Here is a 1,168-nt window from a genome sequence, read left to right on the forward strand (position 1 = left end):
CGCTTTGTCTTGGGCGGTGACCGTGTCATGGCGTTCGGCGCGGCGGTGTGGGGTGGTCGCGATGTCGTATTTTTTGGACACTTTCGCGCCGTCGCGTACCTTCGACACCAATTTCTGCTGCGGGTAGAAGTAGTTGGTCAGCAGTGACTGCAACGCCCAGATCGTGTTGAGCAGCAACAGTTCTGCCTTGGTGTCGTAGCGGTGGTAGCCGACCACGGTGCGCACGATCGCCCAGTTCTTTTGCTCCACGTGGCAGCCGTCGTTGGAGTTGCCCGGCCGCGAACGGGTGAAGGTGATCTTGCGCTGCTCGCACCAGACCAAGAGGTGATGGTTGATGAACTCCGATCCGTTGTCACTGTCTACGCCCAGGATCGGGAACGGCATGACCTTGGCGATGTCGTCGAGGGCCGCGAGCACCCATTTGCGGGCCTTGTTGGGCACGCTGCGGTTCTCGGTCCAGCCGGTGGCGATGTCGGTGACAGTCAGCGTGTAGGCGTGCTCACCAGCGGCGTTGCCGCCCTCGTGGCCGACCAGGTCGATCTCCACGAACCCCGGCCGCGCGTCGTCCCAGTCGGCCCAGGTGCGGATCGGGATCTGGGATTTGAGCAGTGATCCCGGCTTGGTATGGCTGCGGCCCTTCAACTCGTGGCGCTTGCGCTCGGGCGCCAGGCGGCGGTCGATGGTGGCCGCCGACATGGCGACCAGCAGCGCCGCGGTGTCGTCATCGATGACCAGCTCACCGAACCGGCGCAAGATCGCCACCAGCTCGCCCAGCATCGGCGCCAGCCGCTTGCCGGCGGGCATGCCCAGCACCGCCCAGCAGAAGATCAGCGCTGCAATGACTTTCGGTCCATATTTCGGTGGCCGCGGCGCTCGCTGCTTAACAACTCGTGGCCGCAGGACGCCACGCAATGCCTTGCGCGCATGATCGCGATGCCACCCCGTGGTGGCGCACAACTCATCGAGGATCTTCGCTTTACCGGGCTTGTCCGCCCGCTGGTAGCGGGTCGCGATCGCTTTCGTCACGGCCTTGCGCTCTGCCATCGTCAATCCCATCCTCCGGCGGTAGCGCAACCCCGCTCCGACGTTCAGACGACACGCCGCACGCGGGCATTCTCAGATGAGTCAACGAAGGGGGCTACGCGGGCATTTTGGATGAGTCAACGCG

1 protein-coding gene is annotated in these 1,168 nt (G+C 64.4%); it reads right to left on the reverse strand.

What is annotated here, in order from left to right; all coding sequences use genetic code 11:
• On the reverse strand, positions 1 to 1,056 hold a 1,056-nt coding region (locus tag AC5Y49_RS24730), incomplete at its 3' end, for a DDE-type integrase/transposase/recombinase (RefSeq protein ID WP_499892008.1).
• Positions 1,057 to 1,168 lie beyond the last annotated feature (112 nt).

It is taken from the genome of Mycobacterium sp. NGS62, assembly GCF_059812285.1.